Origin of the sequence: Martinezella lusitana, assembly GCF_010668395.1 — a bacterium.
Classification (GTDB): Bacteria; Pseudomonadota; Alphaproteobacteria; order Rhizobiales; family Rhizobiaceae; genus Rhizobium; species Rhizobium lusitanum_A.
This window is the reverse complement of record NZ_WUEY01000002.1, coordinates 470323-486210: the sequence shown is the minus strand read 5'-3', so window position 1 is coordinate 486210 and position 15888 is coordinate 470323. Positions and strand designations below refer to the sequence as shown.

Annotated in this window: 11 protein-coding genes and 1 riboswitch; of the genes, 9 read left to right on the top strand and 2 right to left on the bottom strand. The window is 61.9% G+C overall.

What is annotated here, in order from left to right:
• The first annotated feature begins 98 nt into the window (after positions 1-98).
• The 7 genes from GR212_RS06165 to GR212_RS06135 all read left to right on the top strand — a co-directional run bounded on the left by GR212_RS06165 (position 99) and on the right by GR212_RS06135 (position 11324).
• The gene (locus GR212_RS06165; RefSeq protein WP_163985576.1) at positions 99-845 is read left to right on the top strand and encodes a transporter substrate-binding domain-containing protein; all 747 of its coding nucleotides are present in this window, start codon (positions 99-101) and stop codon (positions 843-845) included.
• 67 nt (positions 846-912) lie between these two features.
• Positions 913-2568 (top strand): amino acid ABC transporter permease, encoded by a 1656-nt coding sequence (locus tag GR212_RS06160; protein ID WP_163985575.1) that lies wholly within the window; start codon positions 913-915, stop codon positions 2566-2568.
• Complete coding sequence (locus GR212_RS06155) at positions 2549-3268, top strand: SDR family oxidoreductase (protein WP_163985574.1); 720 nt, start codon at positions 2549-2551, stop codon at positions 3266-3268. The genes GR212_RS06160 and GR212_RS06155 overlap by 20 nt, the downstream gene beginning before the upstream one ends.
• Positions 3269-3284: 16 nt before the next feature.
• Complete coding sequence (locus tag GR212_RS06150; RefSeq protein ID WP_163985573.1) at positions 3285-6320, top strand: aminotransferase class III-fold pyridoxal phosphate-dependent enzyme; 3036 nt, start codon at positions 3285-3287, stop codon at positions 6318-6320.
• Between the two features lie 123 nt (positions 6321-6443).
• Entirely contained in the window at positions 6444-8480 is a 2037-nt protein-coding gene (locus GR212_RS06145; protein WP_432444353.1) for a beta-galactosidase, read from the top strand.
• 134 nt (positions 8481-8614) lie between these two features.
• Positions 8615-8818, top strand: a riboswitch (cobalamin riboswitch).
• A 226-nt stretch (positions 8819-9044) separates the two neighbouring features.
• Entirely contained in the window at positions 9045-10235 is a 1191-nt protein-coding gene (gene fdhA / locus GR212_RS06140) for a formaldehyde dehydrogenase, glutathione-independent (RefSeq protein ID WP_163985571.1), read from the top strand.
• 504 nt (positions 10236-10739) lie between these two features.
• Entirely contained in the window at positions 10740-11324 is a 585-nt protein-coding gene (locus GR212_RS06135) for a hypothetical protein (RefSeq protein ID WP_163985570.1), read from the top strand.
• A 614-nt stretch (positions 11325-11938) separates the two neighbouring features.
• Here the strand turns inward: GR212_RS06135 and GR212_RS06130 are convergent.
• Together GR212_RS06130 and GR212_RS06125 are read right to left on the bottom strand one after the other, a co-directional pair.
• On the bottom strand, positions 11939-12541 hold the full coding sequence (locus GR212_RS06130; RefSeq protein WP_163985569.1) for an inorganic diphosphatase: 603 nt from the start codon (positions 12539-12541) through the stop codon (positions 11939-11941).
• Positions 12542-12648: 107 nt separating this feature from the next.
• Entirely contained in the window at positions 12649-13587 is a 939-nt protein-coding gene (locus GR212_RS06125; RefSeq protein WP_163985568.1) for a GlxA family transcriptional regulator, read from the bottom strand.
• Positions 13588-13786: 199 nt separating this feature from the next.
• On the opposite strand from GR212_RS06125, the gene GR212_RS06120 reads away from it, so the two are divergent.
• Both GR212_RS06120 and GR212_RS06115 read left to right on the top strand, forming a co-directional pair.
• A complete protein-coding gene (locus GR212_RS06120; protein ID WP_163985567.1) occupies positions 13787-14581 on the top strand; it encodes an SDR family NAD(P)-dependent oxidoreductase in 795 nt (264 codons plus the stop codon).
• A gap of 241 nt (positions 14582-14822) precedes the next feature.
• Positions 14823-15887: a glycosyltransferase family 2 protein gene (locus GR212_RS06115; RefSeq protein ID WP_163985566.1), complete on the top strand. Its 1065-nt coding sequence runs from the start codon at positions 14823-14825 to the stop codon at positions 15885-15887.
• Position 15888 lies beyond the last annotated feature (1 nt).

The following is a 15888-nucleotide window of genomic DNA, read 5'->3' as shown; positions in this document are numbered from 1 at the left end:
AAGCGAAGATCGGATGGATGGCGTCGAGGGGCTGGGTCTTCTGAGGAGTTTTGTCGCGTGCCGCCGCGGTGGTGGTGCCGATGGTTGAGGAGGAAGAAATGAAGAAATTTGTCATGACGCTTGCGTTTGCCATGCTGGCTACAGGCGCTGCCCATGCCGCCGATCTCGGCGGCAAGCTGCTCAAGGTCGGCTCCGACACCACGTCGCCGCCGATGGAGAGCATCGATCCGGCAAGCGGTCAGATCGTCGGCTTCGACGTCGATGTCGTCAACGCCATCTGCGCCAAGATCCATTGCCAGGCCGAGTTCGTGACGACGGGCTGGGATGGCATTTTCGCGGCGCTCGACCAAAGCAGCTTCGATCTGGTGGCTTCGGGCGTGTCGATCACCGACGAGCGCAAGAAAGCGATGGATTTCTCCGATCCCTATATCGTCAACAGCCAGGTCGTGCTGACGCGCGCCGAAGACCAGGGCATCACGCTCGAGCAATTCAAGGCGCAGGGCCGCAAGCTCTCGGCGCAGGCCAACACCACGGATGCGCAGGTGGCCGAAGGCCTCGTCGGCAAGGAAAACGTTGCTGCCTACGACACCTTCAGCGCGGCAATCATCGCGCTCAAGAACAAGGATGTCGACGGCGTCGTCATCAACGGCGCGAATGCGGCCGCCTATGAGCGCGAGTTCGCGGGCCAGCTGGTCGCGGCCATCAAGGGCCTTCAGTCCGATCCGATCGGTCTCGTCTTCCGCAAGGGCGACGAGAATGTCGCGGCTTTCAACGAAGGCCTGCAGGAGATCAAGAAGGACGGCACGCTCGATAAGCTCGTCGCCAAGTATTGGGGCCTCAAGTAAGTCTTTTGCCGGGAGCGTGTTCTCGCGCTCCCGGCATCATCTGTTCGATCTGGCGCTGGAGGCCGGAATGTCATTCATCAAAAGCGTGCGGCCCAGCAATCTCATCATTCTCGCGGCGCTGCCTTTCATCGTCTATCTCTTCGCGTCGTCTCCGGACTATCAGCGCTCGCTGCAGGCAATCCTCGGCGTGGAGCCGGGATCTGCGGCCTTCGTGCCCGGCTTCCTGCTGCTGTCCATAGCATTCGCATCCGCCATCGGCGTTCTCGCTCTGTCGAAGATGAAGGTCGCCCGGCCTCGCCTGACGATCGCTGTGGCGCTTCTCGGGCTGGTCGCGACCGCTGCCATCCTTGCCGGCGATATGGTTCATCCCTTCATCGCTTCGGTGGTGGCCAATAGCGTCGATCCGTTCAAGTCCGATCTCGTGGTCAAGGGTGTCACGCCGCGCCAATTGACACCGGAGGCGGATATCATGGTGCGTCACGTCGAAGCCTGGATCTGGCCGGCCTATGCGCTCTTGCTGGTCGCTGGCCTCGGATTGCTCGCTGCCGGCAATCGTGCCGTGGTGCCGGCCGAAAGCGCCGTGCGCCGCGCAGGCGTCTGGCTGCTTGCCGTCGTCAACGGCGCCGGCCTCGCCTTTGTATTCCTGATTGCCTATATCGCCTTCGCTTCCGGTCTTGCGACGACGATCCGCGCCGCCATCGCGGCCTATCTTCTCGCCGCCGCTCTCGGCCTTGTCTGGGTCGGCTTGCAGAAACTGCATTATACGCGCTCGAGCCTGATGGCCTTCATCATCATGACGGTCTGCCTTGCCGCGCTCTCGGCGTGGTTCCTGCTGCAGCCGCGCGACGACTATGTTCTTGCCGGCACGCTCGGCGGCAAGATCGGCATCGTCACCAACACCCCGTCGGGTCTCATCAGCGCGGTGCGCTTCGGTCAGTACGAGGGTGCTCCCAAGACGGAAACGCCGGTCAGAACCTTCGTCACGCCGCAGCAGGCCATCGAGGCAATCGGCAAGAAGCAGGATGTCAGCGGTGCCTTGTTGCCGGCTGCATCCGCTCCCTCCGACTGGCCGGTCGTCTGGCGTACGCAGGCGTTGAACGATCGCGATCGGGCCGCGGGCATCACCTTCTCGGTCGTCGCCATCGTGATCGGTCTTCTGACCCTCGGCGGCTTTCTTCATCGCCGCCACCCCTTGTCGATCGGTTCCGAGTTCATCGTCGATACGATCCGCGGCATTCCGATGCTCGTCATCGTCCTTTATGTCGGCCTGCCGCTGAGCGGCGCCTTGAAGGACGCGACGCAGGGCGTATTCGATCCTCCGAACCTGATGCGCGGCATCGTCGCGATGGCGCTGGCCTATTCGGCCTACCTTGCGGAGATCTTCCGCTCGGGCATCAACGCCATCCCGGCTGGCCAGATCGAAGCTGCGGCAAGCATCGGGCTCAACCGCTGGCAGACTGCGCGGCTGGTTATCCTGCCGCAGGCATTCCGCATCGTCATTCCGCCGCTCGGCAACGAGCTTATCGCCATCCTGAAGGACACATCGCTGCTGTCGATCCTGTCGATCCGCGACATCACGCAGCGCATGCGCGAGTTCCAGTCGGCGAGCTTCCTGCCGTTCGCGCCCTATAACTCCGCGGCGGTTCTCTACATCCTGCTGACGCTTGCTGCCGCAAGCTTCGTAAGCCTCGTCGAGAAGAAGTATGACGTCAAGCATCGCTGATCGTTCCGCAGGGCCGCGCGCGACCGCCGGGACGGTCCTTGTGACCGGCGCGTCGCGCGGTCTCGGCCATGCGCTCGCCTCGCTCTATGCCCAGGCGGGCTGGCGCGTGCTGGCATGCATGCGCGAGATGCCGCCGGAACCGAAGGGTTCCATGCAGCGCTATTCTCTCGATGTCGGGAATACCGCCTCGATCGAGGCGCTTGGCAGAACTCTCGAAAGCCAGGCGATCGATATTGTCATCAACAATGCCGCCGTTCGTGGCGACACCGGCGGTCTTGGTTCGCTCGATGCCGATGATTTCATGGAGGTCTTGCGGGTCAACGCGCTGGCGCCGCTGCTGATCGCGCGGGCGCTCCGGGCCAATCTCCTCGCGGGCCAACGCAAGCTCGTGGTCAATATCAGCAGCCGCGCCGGTTCGCTCGCGGAAGGCACCGTCGATGACGATGACGGCGATTATGCCTACCGATGTTCGAAGGCGGCGTTGAACATGGCGACGGTGAAGCTCGCGCAGGATTTTCAGCGCGACGGCATTGCCGTCATCTCGCTGCATCCGGGTTGGATCCGTACCGACATGGGCGGCCCGGATGCCGTCGTCGACATCGCGCAAAGTGCGCATGGCTTGAAGGCCCTGATCGACACGACGACGATGGCCGTCACCGGAAGCTTCCGGGCCTACGACGGCAAGACTGTATCTTGGTAAGGGAAAGGGCGGGGCAATGACCGACGCGAACAGGCAGCATGGCGGCGAGATCGAAGCGATCGACGCGCTTCTCCGCAACAGCTACGGCATCTCGGGCAGGATTATCGCGCTGCCCGGCGAGCACGACCTGAACTATTGCATTGAGGCGGAGGACGGAACCCGCTTCCTGCTCAAGCTGCACGCTCCGGGCGATGCGGACGACCTTGCCATGCAGGTCGCCGTGCTCGATCATCTCGCTCTCGCCGCGCCGAAGCTTCCGATTTCGCGTGCGCTTCCGGACAAAAGCGGTTCCACGGCAATCACCGCCGAGCTGCGTGGCCAGCGTACGGCGCGCTTGTTGACCTGGCTGACCGGCAGTGTCTGGTCGAAATCGCCGGTACGCGGCAGGCAGAGTATCGTCACGCTTGGCCGGCTGCTGGGCGAGATGGATCGAAGCCTCGAAAGCTTCAGCCATCCGGGCGCAAAGCGCTCCTATGCCTGGGATATCGGCCGCGCCGACATGCATCTGGAAAACCTGGTCTTCATTGCCGATGCGGGCAAGCAGGCGGTCGTAAGAGCGGTTCTCGACCGCTTCGTCCATGAGGTGCTGCCGCGGCTGCGGCAATGCCCGCGTCAGGTCATTCATAACGATGCCAACGACTACAACGTTCTGCTGGATGAAGCCGGCGGGGTCAGCGGTCTGCTCGATTTCGGCGACATGGTCGAGACCTGGCGCGTCATCGAGATCGCCGTCGCCGGCGCCTATGCGCTGATCGGCGCGGATGATCCGGTGGATGCGATCGCGCGTCTTGCCGGCGCCTATCACACGGTCAATCCCATCAGCGACATCGAGGCGGAGCTCATCTTCGATCTGACCTGTACGCGCTACGCGGTCAGCATGTGCATGGCGGCAAAGCAGATCCGCGACAATCCGGAAAACACCTATCTGCTGGTGAGCCAGGAGGATGTCTGGCGCGAATTGCAGCGCCTGCAGCGGGAGAACCGTTCGCTGGCGGTTGCCCGCATCCGCGATGCCTGCGGCTTCGAGCCGATCCCGCATAGCGCCCGCATCGAGCGCTGGCTGGAAAGAAACGCTCATGACTTTGCCGGAGTTCTCAAGCCGTCGCTGACCAAGCCGAAGGTGCTTGCGCTCGATCTGACGGCGACCGGACCGGATGCCGGAGCATGGGCGACGCTCGATGCCGCCGGGGCCGAACGGCTGATCGAAGAGCGCGTCGGCCAGGCCGGAGCCGATTTCGCCATCGGCCTCTACGCGGAGGATCGCATCGTCTACAAGGGCGATGCCTACGAGACTCCAACCGCCGGCCAACGCCGGACGGTCCATCTCGGCATCGATCTTTTTGCCCCGGCGCGTGAGCCTGTTCATGCGCCCTTTGCCGGCGCGGTCGCCTTCATTCACGACGATGCGGTCGATTTCGGTTTCGGCCCCACGGTGCTGCTCGAACATCGCACGGAAGAGGGAGACATCTTCTGGACGCTCTACGGCCATCTTTCGCGCCAGAGCGTTGCCAGGCTGGTCGTGGGGCAGGCTGTCGCCCGGGGCGAGGCTTTCTGCACCCTTGGCGAGGCGTCCGAAAACGGCAACTGGTCGCCACATCTGCATTTCCAGATCGTCACGGACCATCTCGGCCTCCGTGCGCGGATGCACGGTGTCGGCGTGGGTGAGCAATGGCAGGTCTGGCGGGCAATCAGTCCCGACCCGAGCGTGGTCTTCGGTTTTTCCACGCCCGCTTCGGTCATCGTTGCGCGGGACAAGGATTTTCTGGTGCGCGAGCGTCACCGGCGGATCGGCCGTTCGCTCAGTATCGCCTATTCCGCAACGCCGCTGAAGATCGTCGGCGGCGAAGGGGCCCATCTCATCGACGAGGCAGGCACCCGCTGGCTCGATATGGTCAACAACGTCTGCCATGTCGGCCATTGCCATCCCCGGGTGGTGAAGGCAGCGCAGGCGCAGATCGCCAAGCTCAACACCAACTCGCGTTATCTGCACGACTCGCTCGTCGAATATTCCCGTCGCCTGGCGAACCTTTTGCCCGATCCGCTCAACGTCTGCTTCTTCGTCAATTCCGGCAGCGAGGCGAACGATCTCGCGATCCGTCTGGCGCGGGCCTATACCGGCAACCGCGACATCATCACGGTCGACCACGCCTATCACGGACATCTGTCGAGCCTGATCGACGTCAGCCCCTACAAGTTCGCCGGCAAGGGCGGGGAAGGGCGGCCGCGGCATGTGCGTGTTGCCGAAATGCCCGATCTCTATCGCGGCAGGTTCCGCTATGGCGATGCGGATGCCGGCCGCAAATATGCCGATGACGTGCGCGACCAGGTCGCGGCCCTGGCGGTGGAAGGCCGGCGTCCGGCGCTCTTCTTCAGCGAGGGCATCCTCGGCACCGGCGGCCAGCTGACGCTCCCGGACAACTATCTGAGGGAAGCCTACGCCCATGTCCGGGCGGCGGGCGGCCTTTGCCTGGCCGACGAAGTGCAGGTCGGATTCGGCCGCGTCGGCAGCCACATGTGGGCTCATGAATTGCAAGGCGTGGTGCCCGACATCGTCACGATGGGCAAGCCGATCGGCAACGGCCACCCGATGGCCGCCGTCGTGACGACGGAGGCCATCGCGGCCGCCTTTGCCAATGGCATGGAGTATTTCAACACCTTCGGCGGCAACCCCGTTTCCGCCGAGATCGGCCTTGCCGTTCTCGACGTCATCCGCGACGAGCGGCTGATGCATCATTGCCGCGTTGTCGGCGACCGGTTGATGGATGGCGTGCACGCCCTTGCTTCGCGCCATGAGATCATCGGCGACGTGCGCGGCCATGGCCTCTTCAACGGCGTCGAGCTTGTGCGTGATCGTGAGACGCTGGAGCCCGCCGCCGCGGAACTGGATTTCGTGATCGCCGAGATGAAGCGCAAGCATCACATCCTGCTCAGCAGCGAAGGACCGCATCATAACGTGTTGAAGGTAAAGCCGCCGGCGCCCTTCAGCGCGGAGGATTGCGACCGGTTCCTCGACGGGCTCGATGAGACCTTGTCTCGCTTGCCTCCTCGCTAACCCCCTGATCCAGAACAAGGATCACGTCGCGACGATTTCGGCGGCGATATAAACGTTTAAATTTCGACTGCGACAAAGGGTGATGCCCGACGTTCGGCGACTTGAATGAAGAAGGACAAGACAGTGCACAAGCCGCTCGCCAGACAGAACAATTTTGATGCCAGCCGGCCGGATGCCGGCATGCTGGAACTTGGCGTCTGCTATTATCCGGAGCAATGGCCGCGGACGAAATGGGAGGAAGATGCCGCGCGCATGGTGGAGCTGGGGCTCGCCTGGGTGCGCATCGGCGAATTTGCCTGGTCGCATATCGAGCCGAAATCCGGCGTCTTCCAATGGGACTGGTTCGACGACGCGCTCGACGTGCTCGGCAAGGCGGGATTGAAAATCATCATCGGCACGCCGACGGCCGCTCCTCCGAAGTGGCTGGTGGATCGTTACCCGGACATCCTGCCCGTCGACGCGCGCGGCGCCGTTCGCAAGTTCGGCGCGCGCCGGCACTATTGTTTCTCGAGCCAACGCTATCGTCTGGAAGCCGCGCGTATCACTGAAGCAGTGGCGCAGCGCTACGGCAAGCATCCCTTCGTGCACGCCTGGCAGACCGACAACGAGTACGGCGATCACGACACGATTCACAGCTATTCGCGTGCGGCGCTCCATGCCTTCCGTGAGTGGCTGGCCGCGCGCTACGGCACGATCGAGGAGCTGAACCGCGCTTGGGGCACCACATTCTGGAGCATGCACTACAACAGCTTCGACGAGGTGGATCTGCCCAACAATCTCGTCGAGGAGCCGAGCCCGACGCATCTGGTCGACTATTTCCGCTTCTCGTCGGATCAGGTGAAGAGCTTCAACAAGGTGCAGGTCGACATCATCCGCCGCCACTCACCGGGCCGGCCGGTCACGCATAACTTCATGTCGCAGAACACCGACTTCGATCACTACAAGGTCGGCGAAGATATCGATATCGCCTCGTGGGACGTCTATCCCATGGGCGGGCTCATCAATGGCCGGCTGAGCGCCGAGGAAAAGCAGCGCTATCTGCGCGTCGGCGATCCCGATCAAACGGCCTTCAATCACGACCTCTATCGGGCGGTCGGCCGCGGCCGGGCCTGGGTCATGGAGCAGCAGCCGGGACCGGTGAACTGGGCCTCGCACAACCAGTCTCCGGCCGATGGCATGGTGCGCTTGTGGACATGGCTCGCCTATGCCCACGGTATCGACATGGTTTCCTATTTCCGCTGGCGGCAGGCGCCGTTCGCGCAGGAGCAATTCCATGCAGGCCTCCTTCTGCCGAACAGCGAAGAGGATCAGGGTTACAAGGAAGTGGTGCAGGTCATTGCCGAGATGAAGCTGTTGCCGAAGGGCGAGGCACGCGGCAAAGCTGCCGTTGCGTTGCTGCTCGATTATGAATCCCGCTTTGCCACCCGCGCCTTGCCGCAGGGTCGCGATTATGCCGCCTCCGCCATAGCGCTCGACTGGTATTCCGCCGTGTCGCGCCTCGGCGTGGACGTCGATTTCATTGGCCAACATTCCGATCTCGAAGGATACAGGCTGGTGCTGGCACCGGATCTTGTCATTCCCGATCCGGATTTCATTGCGCGCCTCAAGGCTTCCGGCGCCAAGGCGCTGTTCGGGCCTCGCAGCGGCAGCAAGACCCGCGACATGCATATTCCCGCCGATCTGCCGCCGGGCGTGCTTGGCGACCTCCTGGATTTCCGCGTCACGCGCGTCGAGTCCTTGCCGCCGTTCCAGTCCGAGACCGTTCTCTACGGCAATTCCAGCCACGAGACCTCCACATGGCGGGAAACGATCCGGACCACGGAGACGGTGCTGGCGACGTTCCAGGGGGACTACCGGCCGGATTCACCGGCTGTCATCGGCAATGACATCGCGCGCTACTGCGCCACGCTGCCGCGCGACGAGTTGCTGTTGAAGCTGATGGGCGACACGTTTGCTTGGGCCGGCGTGAGCAGCCTGCCGGATCTCGGCGATCTGCGCCTTGCGCGGCGCGGACGGCTGCACTTCGCCTTCAACTATGGAAGCACGGTGGCGGCCGTACCCGCAGCCCAGAATGCCGAATTTCTCATCGGCAACCGCGCGCTTGCGCCTGTCGACGTGGCCGTCTGGCTCGATGGGGACAAGGGCGCTACGGCCGAGTGACGCGCCTCGACGGCAGGCTCGTCCTGCCGTTCGCGGTGCGACAGCTTGCTTGTGGCAATACCGACAAAATGCCTGATGTCGTCGTGCAGGGCGCCGATGTCGTTTTCCTGTGCGCGCCATGGCGCCTGCCGTGATCTTCTGGCCATGTTCAAGGTGCCATCGGCAAAGCGTGCCGGTGGATAATTGGGAAACCGGTCGCAGGCCGGTGCTGCCCCCGCAACGGTAGCGGACCGAATACTATCGACGGATGCCACTGGCACAACTGCCGGGAAGGTTGTCGACAGCGTCCGAACGGACAGGTCCGAAGCCCGGAAACCAGCCTTGACGGCAGGCTTGATTGATCACGGCGGGTGATCGAGAGGCGAATGCGGGCGTCTTGAGATCGCCCGGTTCCAATCTCGCAGCTTTCGTAGCAGTCATGCATGCGCCGGCCCGGCCACCGCTGAAGTCGCGGCTGTAGGAGCCGATTTCGCTGCTGTTCAGCCCGTTGAGGAGCGGGCCGATCCGAAGATGCCCGGGATTCCGGGCGAGGATGTTCAAGCGTTCAATCAAGGAGGAGATGGCATGACTGGGAACAGAGGCGTCGTCTACATGCGACCCGGCAAGGTCGAGGTTCGCGATATCGACGATCCGAAGCTGGAGGCGCCGGATGGCCGCCGCATCGAGCACGGCGTAATCCTGAAAGTGATTTCCACGAATATCTGCGGCTCCGACCAGCATATGGTGCGCGGCCGCACGACCGCCATGCCGGGCCTCGTGCTCGGCCATGAGATCACCGGAGAGGTCATCGAAAAGGGCATCGATGTCGAGATGCTCGACATCGGCGATATCGTCTCGGTTCCGTTCAACGTCGCCTGCGGCCGCTGCCGTTGCTGCAAGTCGCAGGACACCGGCGTCTGCCTGACGGTGAATCCGTCGCGGGCCGGCGGCGCCTACGGCTATGTCGACATGGGCGGCTGGATCGGCGGCCAGGCGCGCTACGTCACCGTGCCTTATGCGGATTTCAACCTGCTGAAATTTCCTGACCGCGACAAGGCCATGGCCAAGATCCGCGATCTCACCATGCTGTCCGATATTCTGCCGACCGGCTTTCACGGTGCAGTCCGCGCGGGCGTCGGCGTGGGCTCCACCGTCTATGTCGCGGGCGCAGGCCCGGTCGGTCTCGCGGCAGCCGCCTCCGCCCGCATCCTGGGTGCGGCTGTCGTCATGATCGGCGACTTCAACAAGGATCGTCTCGCGCACGCCGCCAAGGTCGGCTTCGAGCCTATCGATCTCTCCAAGAGCGATCGTCTCGGCGACATGATTGCCCAGGTCGTCGGCTCCAACGAGGTGGACAGCGCCATCGATGCCGTCGGCTTCGAGGCACGCGGTCATTCCGGCGGCGAGCAGCCGGCAATCGTGCTCAATCAGATGATGGAGATCACCCGCGCAGCGGGGTCGATCGGGATACCCGGATTGTATGTGACGGAAGATCCGGGTGCAGCAGATGCCGCGGCCAAGCAGGGCAGCTTGTCGCTGCGTTTCGGTCTTGGCTGGGCGAAGGCTCAATCCTTCCACACCGGGCAGACGCCGGTTCTGAAGTACAACCGGCAGCTCATGCAGGCGATCCTGCATGACAGGCTGCCGATTGCCGATATCGTCAACGCCAGGATCATCTCGCTTGAAGATGCGGCGCAAGGCTACGAAAGCTTCGACCAGGGCGCTGCCACGAAGTTTGTCCTTGATCCGCATGGTGAGCTGTTGAAGGCAGCCTGAGGCACGGAAGCTCATACGACCACGCAAGGGCTCTCAGATGAACATGACCATGAGCGGGATCATGCATTCCCGCTCACGGTACTGTTTCCCTAAATGCTCGTGAGTTTGCCGGGCAACAAAAGGGCAATAAACCTCCAAGCCAAGTCAAATCGCGTTGGAAACGGCGGCCCGTTGCCGCCGCCGAAGATGTCGGGCAGATATGGACGGAGGTCCTGGTTAGCGATGCTCACGGGTCTCATCCGAAGCAGAAGGCTCTCACCACTCAGAAGGTGACGAGACATCTTTTCATGAGCTGCTGAACCGTAAAATCATGCGTCTTCGGGATCAGGAAAAGTGTCAAACGGCGCTGCCGCCAAGGCTAATCGTCATCGATAATAGCAGTCGGTGTTGCCATTATACATCTATCCTTTACATTTATAGGGGCATCCCTATGGAGGAGCTCCGTCATCGCTTCCTAAGCAACGACGGCTTGGCAAGGAACGCTAACCCGAAGAGAACAGAAAAATGGCAAACTTTCTTGATAAATGGTCTTCTAAGAAGGCTGATAAGCCAAAGGCTGGCGCACGGAATGTCGTCGATACGTTTCGTGCACGAGTAGCGGAACAGAAGGCATATCTGGAGGAGTACGAGCGCGATTCAGCTGGTTTCAAGAAGTGGCGCTCCACCTGGTTCCAGCGCGTCCCCGGCGGCTTTGGCGTGACGGTTGGCCGTGACTCCGTCAATGCCGGCCATGGATTGAGCTATGTCGTCGTCGAAGCAGTCAAGGACGTGGCAGAGTTTCTCGACGATCTCACCTATCACGCGGAGAACGACGTCGGCTTCCAGCAGGCGCTCGAGCAGAACCGCCAGCGTCGCGTCGCACTTTTGAATGCGGCAAAGACCGGGGGTGATGCACCTGCCTCGAAGACCAAGGCGAAGGCCAAGCCTGCGGCAACAAAGCCGGCTGCTGCCAAATCCGTTGCCAGCAAGGCGGCACCCAAGGCTGCTCGGGCCAAGGCTGCTCCTGCAGCTGCTCCGGCGCCGGCTGTTGCAGAAACGGCAAAGCCGAAGCGCACTCGCAAGCCGAAAACTGCAGGCGCTGCCGAGTAAAGACAATAAAGCCCGCTTCGTGCGGGCTTTATTGTGCCGCTGTCGAGCGGCTTGAGCATCTCCCGTTCGGGATACAGCCGAGCGCAAGGCTGTGCCGATACGGCTGCTCCTGAAAGCATGGATCCGCGTTTCGAGAGAAGGTGGAGCTATAGGTCGATATGGCGAAAGTGGTCATTCGAAGCAATCGATGGCATCGCCGCCATATCTCCCGACGCTTGATCTCACCGCATCATCTGGAGATGAACCAGGCGACGCAAGCAGATCTGTAATGAAGGCAGATCTGCCTTCGGTGTTATTCAGGTCATAGGGCCTGGCAACACGCCGCAAGGCGAGGGAAAGAAACGTGGCATTGGCGACACGGCTGGCGACGTCGACGGATCGGCAGGATCTCTCAGCAGATATCAGGCTGCAATACCGAAGCTGCCCGCAGCGGACGGCACGGCTGCATCAGGCAAATGGATAGGGCGGCGCCTCCCGCAGGCCGAGCGATCGAGGGGGCGCGATCACGCCCGGCCTTGGGAAGATTGCTTCTCATGGCAGGAAGCAAGTCACGTTCGTCACGCGCCCGCTGCCAATCCGAAAGGAGCGGCGAAGGCCGCCCCTTTCGGCCGATTTCAATTTTTCTCGCCATATGCCTTGATGGCGGCGGCAACTTCGTTCCGCGCCTTTTCGGCGCTCTCGAAGCCGCCAACTTCGACAACCTTGCGGGCATCTGGAAGCTGCTTGTAGACACGGAAGAATGCCTGCAGGCGGTCCTGCTCGACCTTGGGAAGATCGGAGATTTCCTTGATGTCGTCGTAGGTCGGGTCGATCTTGGTCGTCGGTACGGCAACGATCTTGTCATCCACCTCGCCGCCGTCGATCATCTTCATGACGCCGATTGCCCGGACGCGGACAATGGCGCCGGGAACGATCGGCTCGCGCGTGTAGACGATGGCATCGAGAGGATCGCCGTCACCACCGAGCGAGCTGGTGATGGAGCCGTAGTTCGCCGGATAGGCGACCGGCATGGACTGGAAGCGATCGACAACGATGTGACCGGTCTTGGCGTCGATTTCGTACTTGGTGAAGCTGCCGGCCGGAATCTCGATAGCGGTGTAGAATTCCTGGCTTTCGTCCTTCGGCTGAGGATAGTCGATATAGGACACGTAGTCGGCGGCCGAAGCCGCGTTGCCGGACAGGATCGTCAATGCAATGACGGAGATAAGCTTTTTCATATACGCCCCCGCGTTAAGGTTGAACGCTATCGCCATAATCAGGGGTTGTTACGGGCTTGTGACATAAATCTATGAATGCACAGGGAAGTGCCCGTGACCGTTGGCGTCTATCCGAACGCGCGCACATTGCGGCGGATCGTCTGCGGCGGTTGGCCGAGCACGCGCAAGAAGGCGCGGCGCATACGTTCGCGGTCGGCAAAGCCCACTTCGACGGCGATCTCGTCCATCGAATGGCGGCCGTCCTCGATCATCAACCGGGCCGCCTCCACCCGCATGTTCTCGATCGCCTTGGCAGGCGACTGGCCGGTTTCGCTGCGAAAGACGCGGTTGAACTGACGAGGACTGAGGCTTGCGGCTTCAGCCATTTCCTCGACCGATACGATCTTGCGCAGGTTCCGCCCGGCGAAATCGAGCGCTCGCTGAACCCGATCGGATTTCGGCTCCAGTTCCAGCAGGGTCGAAAACTGAGACTGTCCACCGGCGCGGCGGTGATAGACGACGAGTTTTCTGGCCACGGTTCGCGCCAGTTCCTCGCCATGGTCCTTCTCGATCATCGCGAGCGCAAGATCTATGGTCGCGGTCATGCCCGCCGATGTCCAGATCGATCCGTCGATGATGAAGATCTTGTCTTCGTCCACCTTTAGGGCGGGAAACCGATCGCGCAGTTCTCGGGCGAAAAGCCAATGCGTCGTCGCGCGGCGGCCATCGAGCAGGCCCGTTTCGGCTAAGGTGAAGGCCCCGGTACAGGGTGCGACGACACGCCGGCAGGATTTCGATGCTTCACGAATATAGTCGAGAACCGCCGGCGACATCGACGAGATCTGCGTGGCGGCGCCGATGACGAGAGAGTCGAAGGAGCCGCTGCCGAAAGCCTCCGTTTCGACGCTGAATCCTGCCGATGAACGCACAAGCCCGCCGGTCTCCGAAAGCAGCGTTACGCGGTATAGCTCCCTTTCCCTCGCCAGATTTGCGACTTCGAAGGCCGTCACCGCGGTGAAGCCCATGACCTGGAAACCGGGGAAGACGAGAAATCCGATGGAATGCATGGTGGCGCTCGTGGCTGCAAAAGGTGCTTGTAGCATTTCTCGGACGAGATCCCATGTCAAACGGCGATAGCCGACCGGACCTCGCGGCGTGGGTTATGTCCTAAAACGTGGTGAATATGACATTTGGGCCATCCGGTTTCAAGCGTATGGTCGTCTTCGACACGGACGAGAGCTGCTCCGCGAGATAAGGATCAAGGCAATGACGAATTCAGCAGGTACAGCATTGGTAACAGGCGCCTCTTCAGGCATCGGCGCCATCTACGCAGATCGGCTTGCCAGGCGAGGTTTCGACCTCATTCTGGTTGCGCGCAATGGCGAGCGTCTTTCGGCCATTGCAGATCGCCTGAGCGCCGAGACGGGGCGGAAGGTCGAAACCATTGCCGCCGATCTGGGCTCTCCGAGCGATCTGCACCGTATCGAGCAAGTGTTGAAGACCGACGAGACGATTACGACACTCGTCAACAATGCCGGGTTTGGCGGAACGGCGCCCCTGCTTGACGCCGACGTGGACAAGATGCAGCAGATGGTCGAGCTGAATGTCACGGCGCTCATGAGGCTCACCTATGCTGCCGTGCCGGGCTTCGTGAAGCGCGGCGGCGGCTCTATCATCAACATCGCCTCGATCGTTGCAATCGCGCCGGAACTCCTGAATGGCGTCTATGGTGGCACGAAGGCTTTCGTGCTCGCCTTCAGCCAGTCTCTCAAGCATGAACTCGCCGACAGGAATATTCGCGTGCAGGCTGTTCTGCCCGGGGCGACGGCGACGGAATTCTGGGCGATTGCCGGCATGCCCGTCGAGCATTTGCCGTCTCAGATCGTCATGCCAGCGGAAGAAATGGTCGATGCTTCCCTGGTGGGCTTTGACCAGGGGGAACTGGTGACAATCCCGGCGCTCGAGGATGCACAATTGCAGACAGCCTACGAGGACGCGCGGCAAGCTCTGATGCCCAATCTGTCCCGCTCGGCGGCTGCTCGCCGTTATCAGCTGAAATAGAGAGACGGTCGAATGATGGAACGGCCGGCGTTCACATCATGAACGCCGGTCATTCAAAAGCCACAAAACTGACGAGGCTCGGGAGGGCCAAGAGGATCGGCACGATCCATGCAGCCGCTGCTTGAATATTTATGAGGCGTATCCCGCGCATTACGGTGCATTCCTGCCGGCAGCGAGTTCAATCACAGGACCTGACGAGAAGGTTCGCCGCGACCAAAGCAGATCTGCGAGGTTCAATGCGATGTATTCCACTCAAGACCGCACTCCCGTCTCCATCGTTATCGCAAACTACAATTACGCGCGCTTCCTGAGGCGCAGTATCGACAGCGCGCTGGAACAGAACTACGACGCTGCCGAAGTCATCGTCGTCGACGATGCATCGACGGATGCAACAGCCGACGTCGTCGCCTCCTATGGCCCGAGAATAAAGACGTGCCTGCGAGAGGTGAATGGCGGACATGCCGCGGCATTCAACACCGGCTTTGCATCCAGCCACGGCAAGATCGTGCTGTTTCTCGACGCGGATGATTACCTTTATCCCAACGCTGTATCGGAGGTTGTCGACGCCTGGGAAGAGAGGACGGCTCAGGTTCAGTTCAGGCTGCATATCGTCGATGAGGACATGCACGTAAAGGACGTCTTTCCGCCGGCGGAGCTGCCGTTCGACTCCGGCGACGTCACTCCGCAATTGTTGAGAAAGGGTCGCTATCAGACGACGGTGACAAGCGGTCTTGCCTTCAAGCGCTCGGTGCTGGACAGGGTCATGCCGGTACCGGAGCGGGAGTTTCGGCAGGGCGCCGATGGATATCTTGCCACCGTAGCGCCTCTGCATGGCGAGGTGACGTCCATCGACGACTGCCTCGGCGCTTACCGCATTCATGGCGCCAACCATTCCGTCTTTGCGGAAAAGCTCGGCCAGCGCGCGCGCTGGCGTATCGAGCACGACTTTCGCCGGCTGGAAGCCTTGTCGGATCAGGCGACGGAGATCGGCCTGGATGTGTCCGATGGTGCCGGTCTGCGCGACCCCGTGCATTTGGAGGAGCGCCTCGCATCGCTTTGCATCGATAGGGAGCGACACCCGGTCTCCAGCGACTCGCGGCTTTCCCTTGCGGCCGCCGGAGTGGCGGCCAGCCTGAAGATGAATGCCTCCCGACGGCGCCGGGCGCTGCTGGCCGCCTGGTTTCTTTCCGTCGGCCTCCTGCCTCGGCGAATGGCGAAGGCCGTTCTATCCTGGAAGCTCGTAGCCTCTTCGCGGCCCCAGTTCCTGCTACGCCTCTCGAAAACCATCCGGCAGGCGATGGGCTGAG

Coding starts and splice junctions, on each gene's coding strand:
- GR212_RS06165 (WP_163985576.1), top strand. CDS start 99: ATGAAGAAATTTGTCATGACGCTTGCGTTTGCCATGCTGGCTACAGGC.
- GR212_RS06160 (WP_163985575.1), top strand. CDS start 913: ATGTCATTCATCAAAAGCGTGCGGCCCAGCAATCTCATCATTCTCGCG.
- GR212_RS06155 (WP_163985574.1), top strand. CDS start 2,549: ATGACGTCAAGCATCGCTGATCGTTCCGCAGGGCCGCGCGCGACCGCC.
- GR212_RS06150 (WP_163985573.1), top strand. CDS start 3,285: ATGACCGACGCGAACAGGCAGCATGGCGGCGAGATCGAAGCGATCGAC.
- fdhA (WP_163985571.1), top strand. CDS start 9,045: ATGACTGGGAACAGAGGCGTCGTCTACATGCGACCCGGCAAGGTCGAG.
- GR212_RS06135 (WP_163985570.1), top strand. CDS start 10,740: ATGGCAAACTTTCTTGATAAATGGTCTTCTAAGAAGGCTGATAAGCCA.
- GR212_RS06130 (WP_163985569.1), bottom strand. CDS start 12,541: ATGAAAAAGCTTATCTCCGTCATTGCATTGACGATCCTGTCCGGCAAC.
- GR212_RS06125 (WP_163985568.1), bottom strand. CDS start 13,587: ATGCATTCCATCGGATTTCTCGTCTTCCCCGGTTTCCAGGTCATGGGC.
- GR212_RS06120 (WP_163985567.1), top strand. CDS start 13,787: ATGACGAATTCAGCAGGTACAGCATTGGTAACAGGCGCCTCTTCAGGC.
- GR212_RS06115 (WP_163985566.1), top strand. CDS start 14,823: ATGTATTCCACTCAAGACCGCACTCCCGTCTCCATCGTTATCGCAAAC.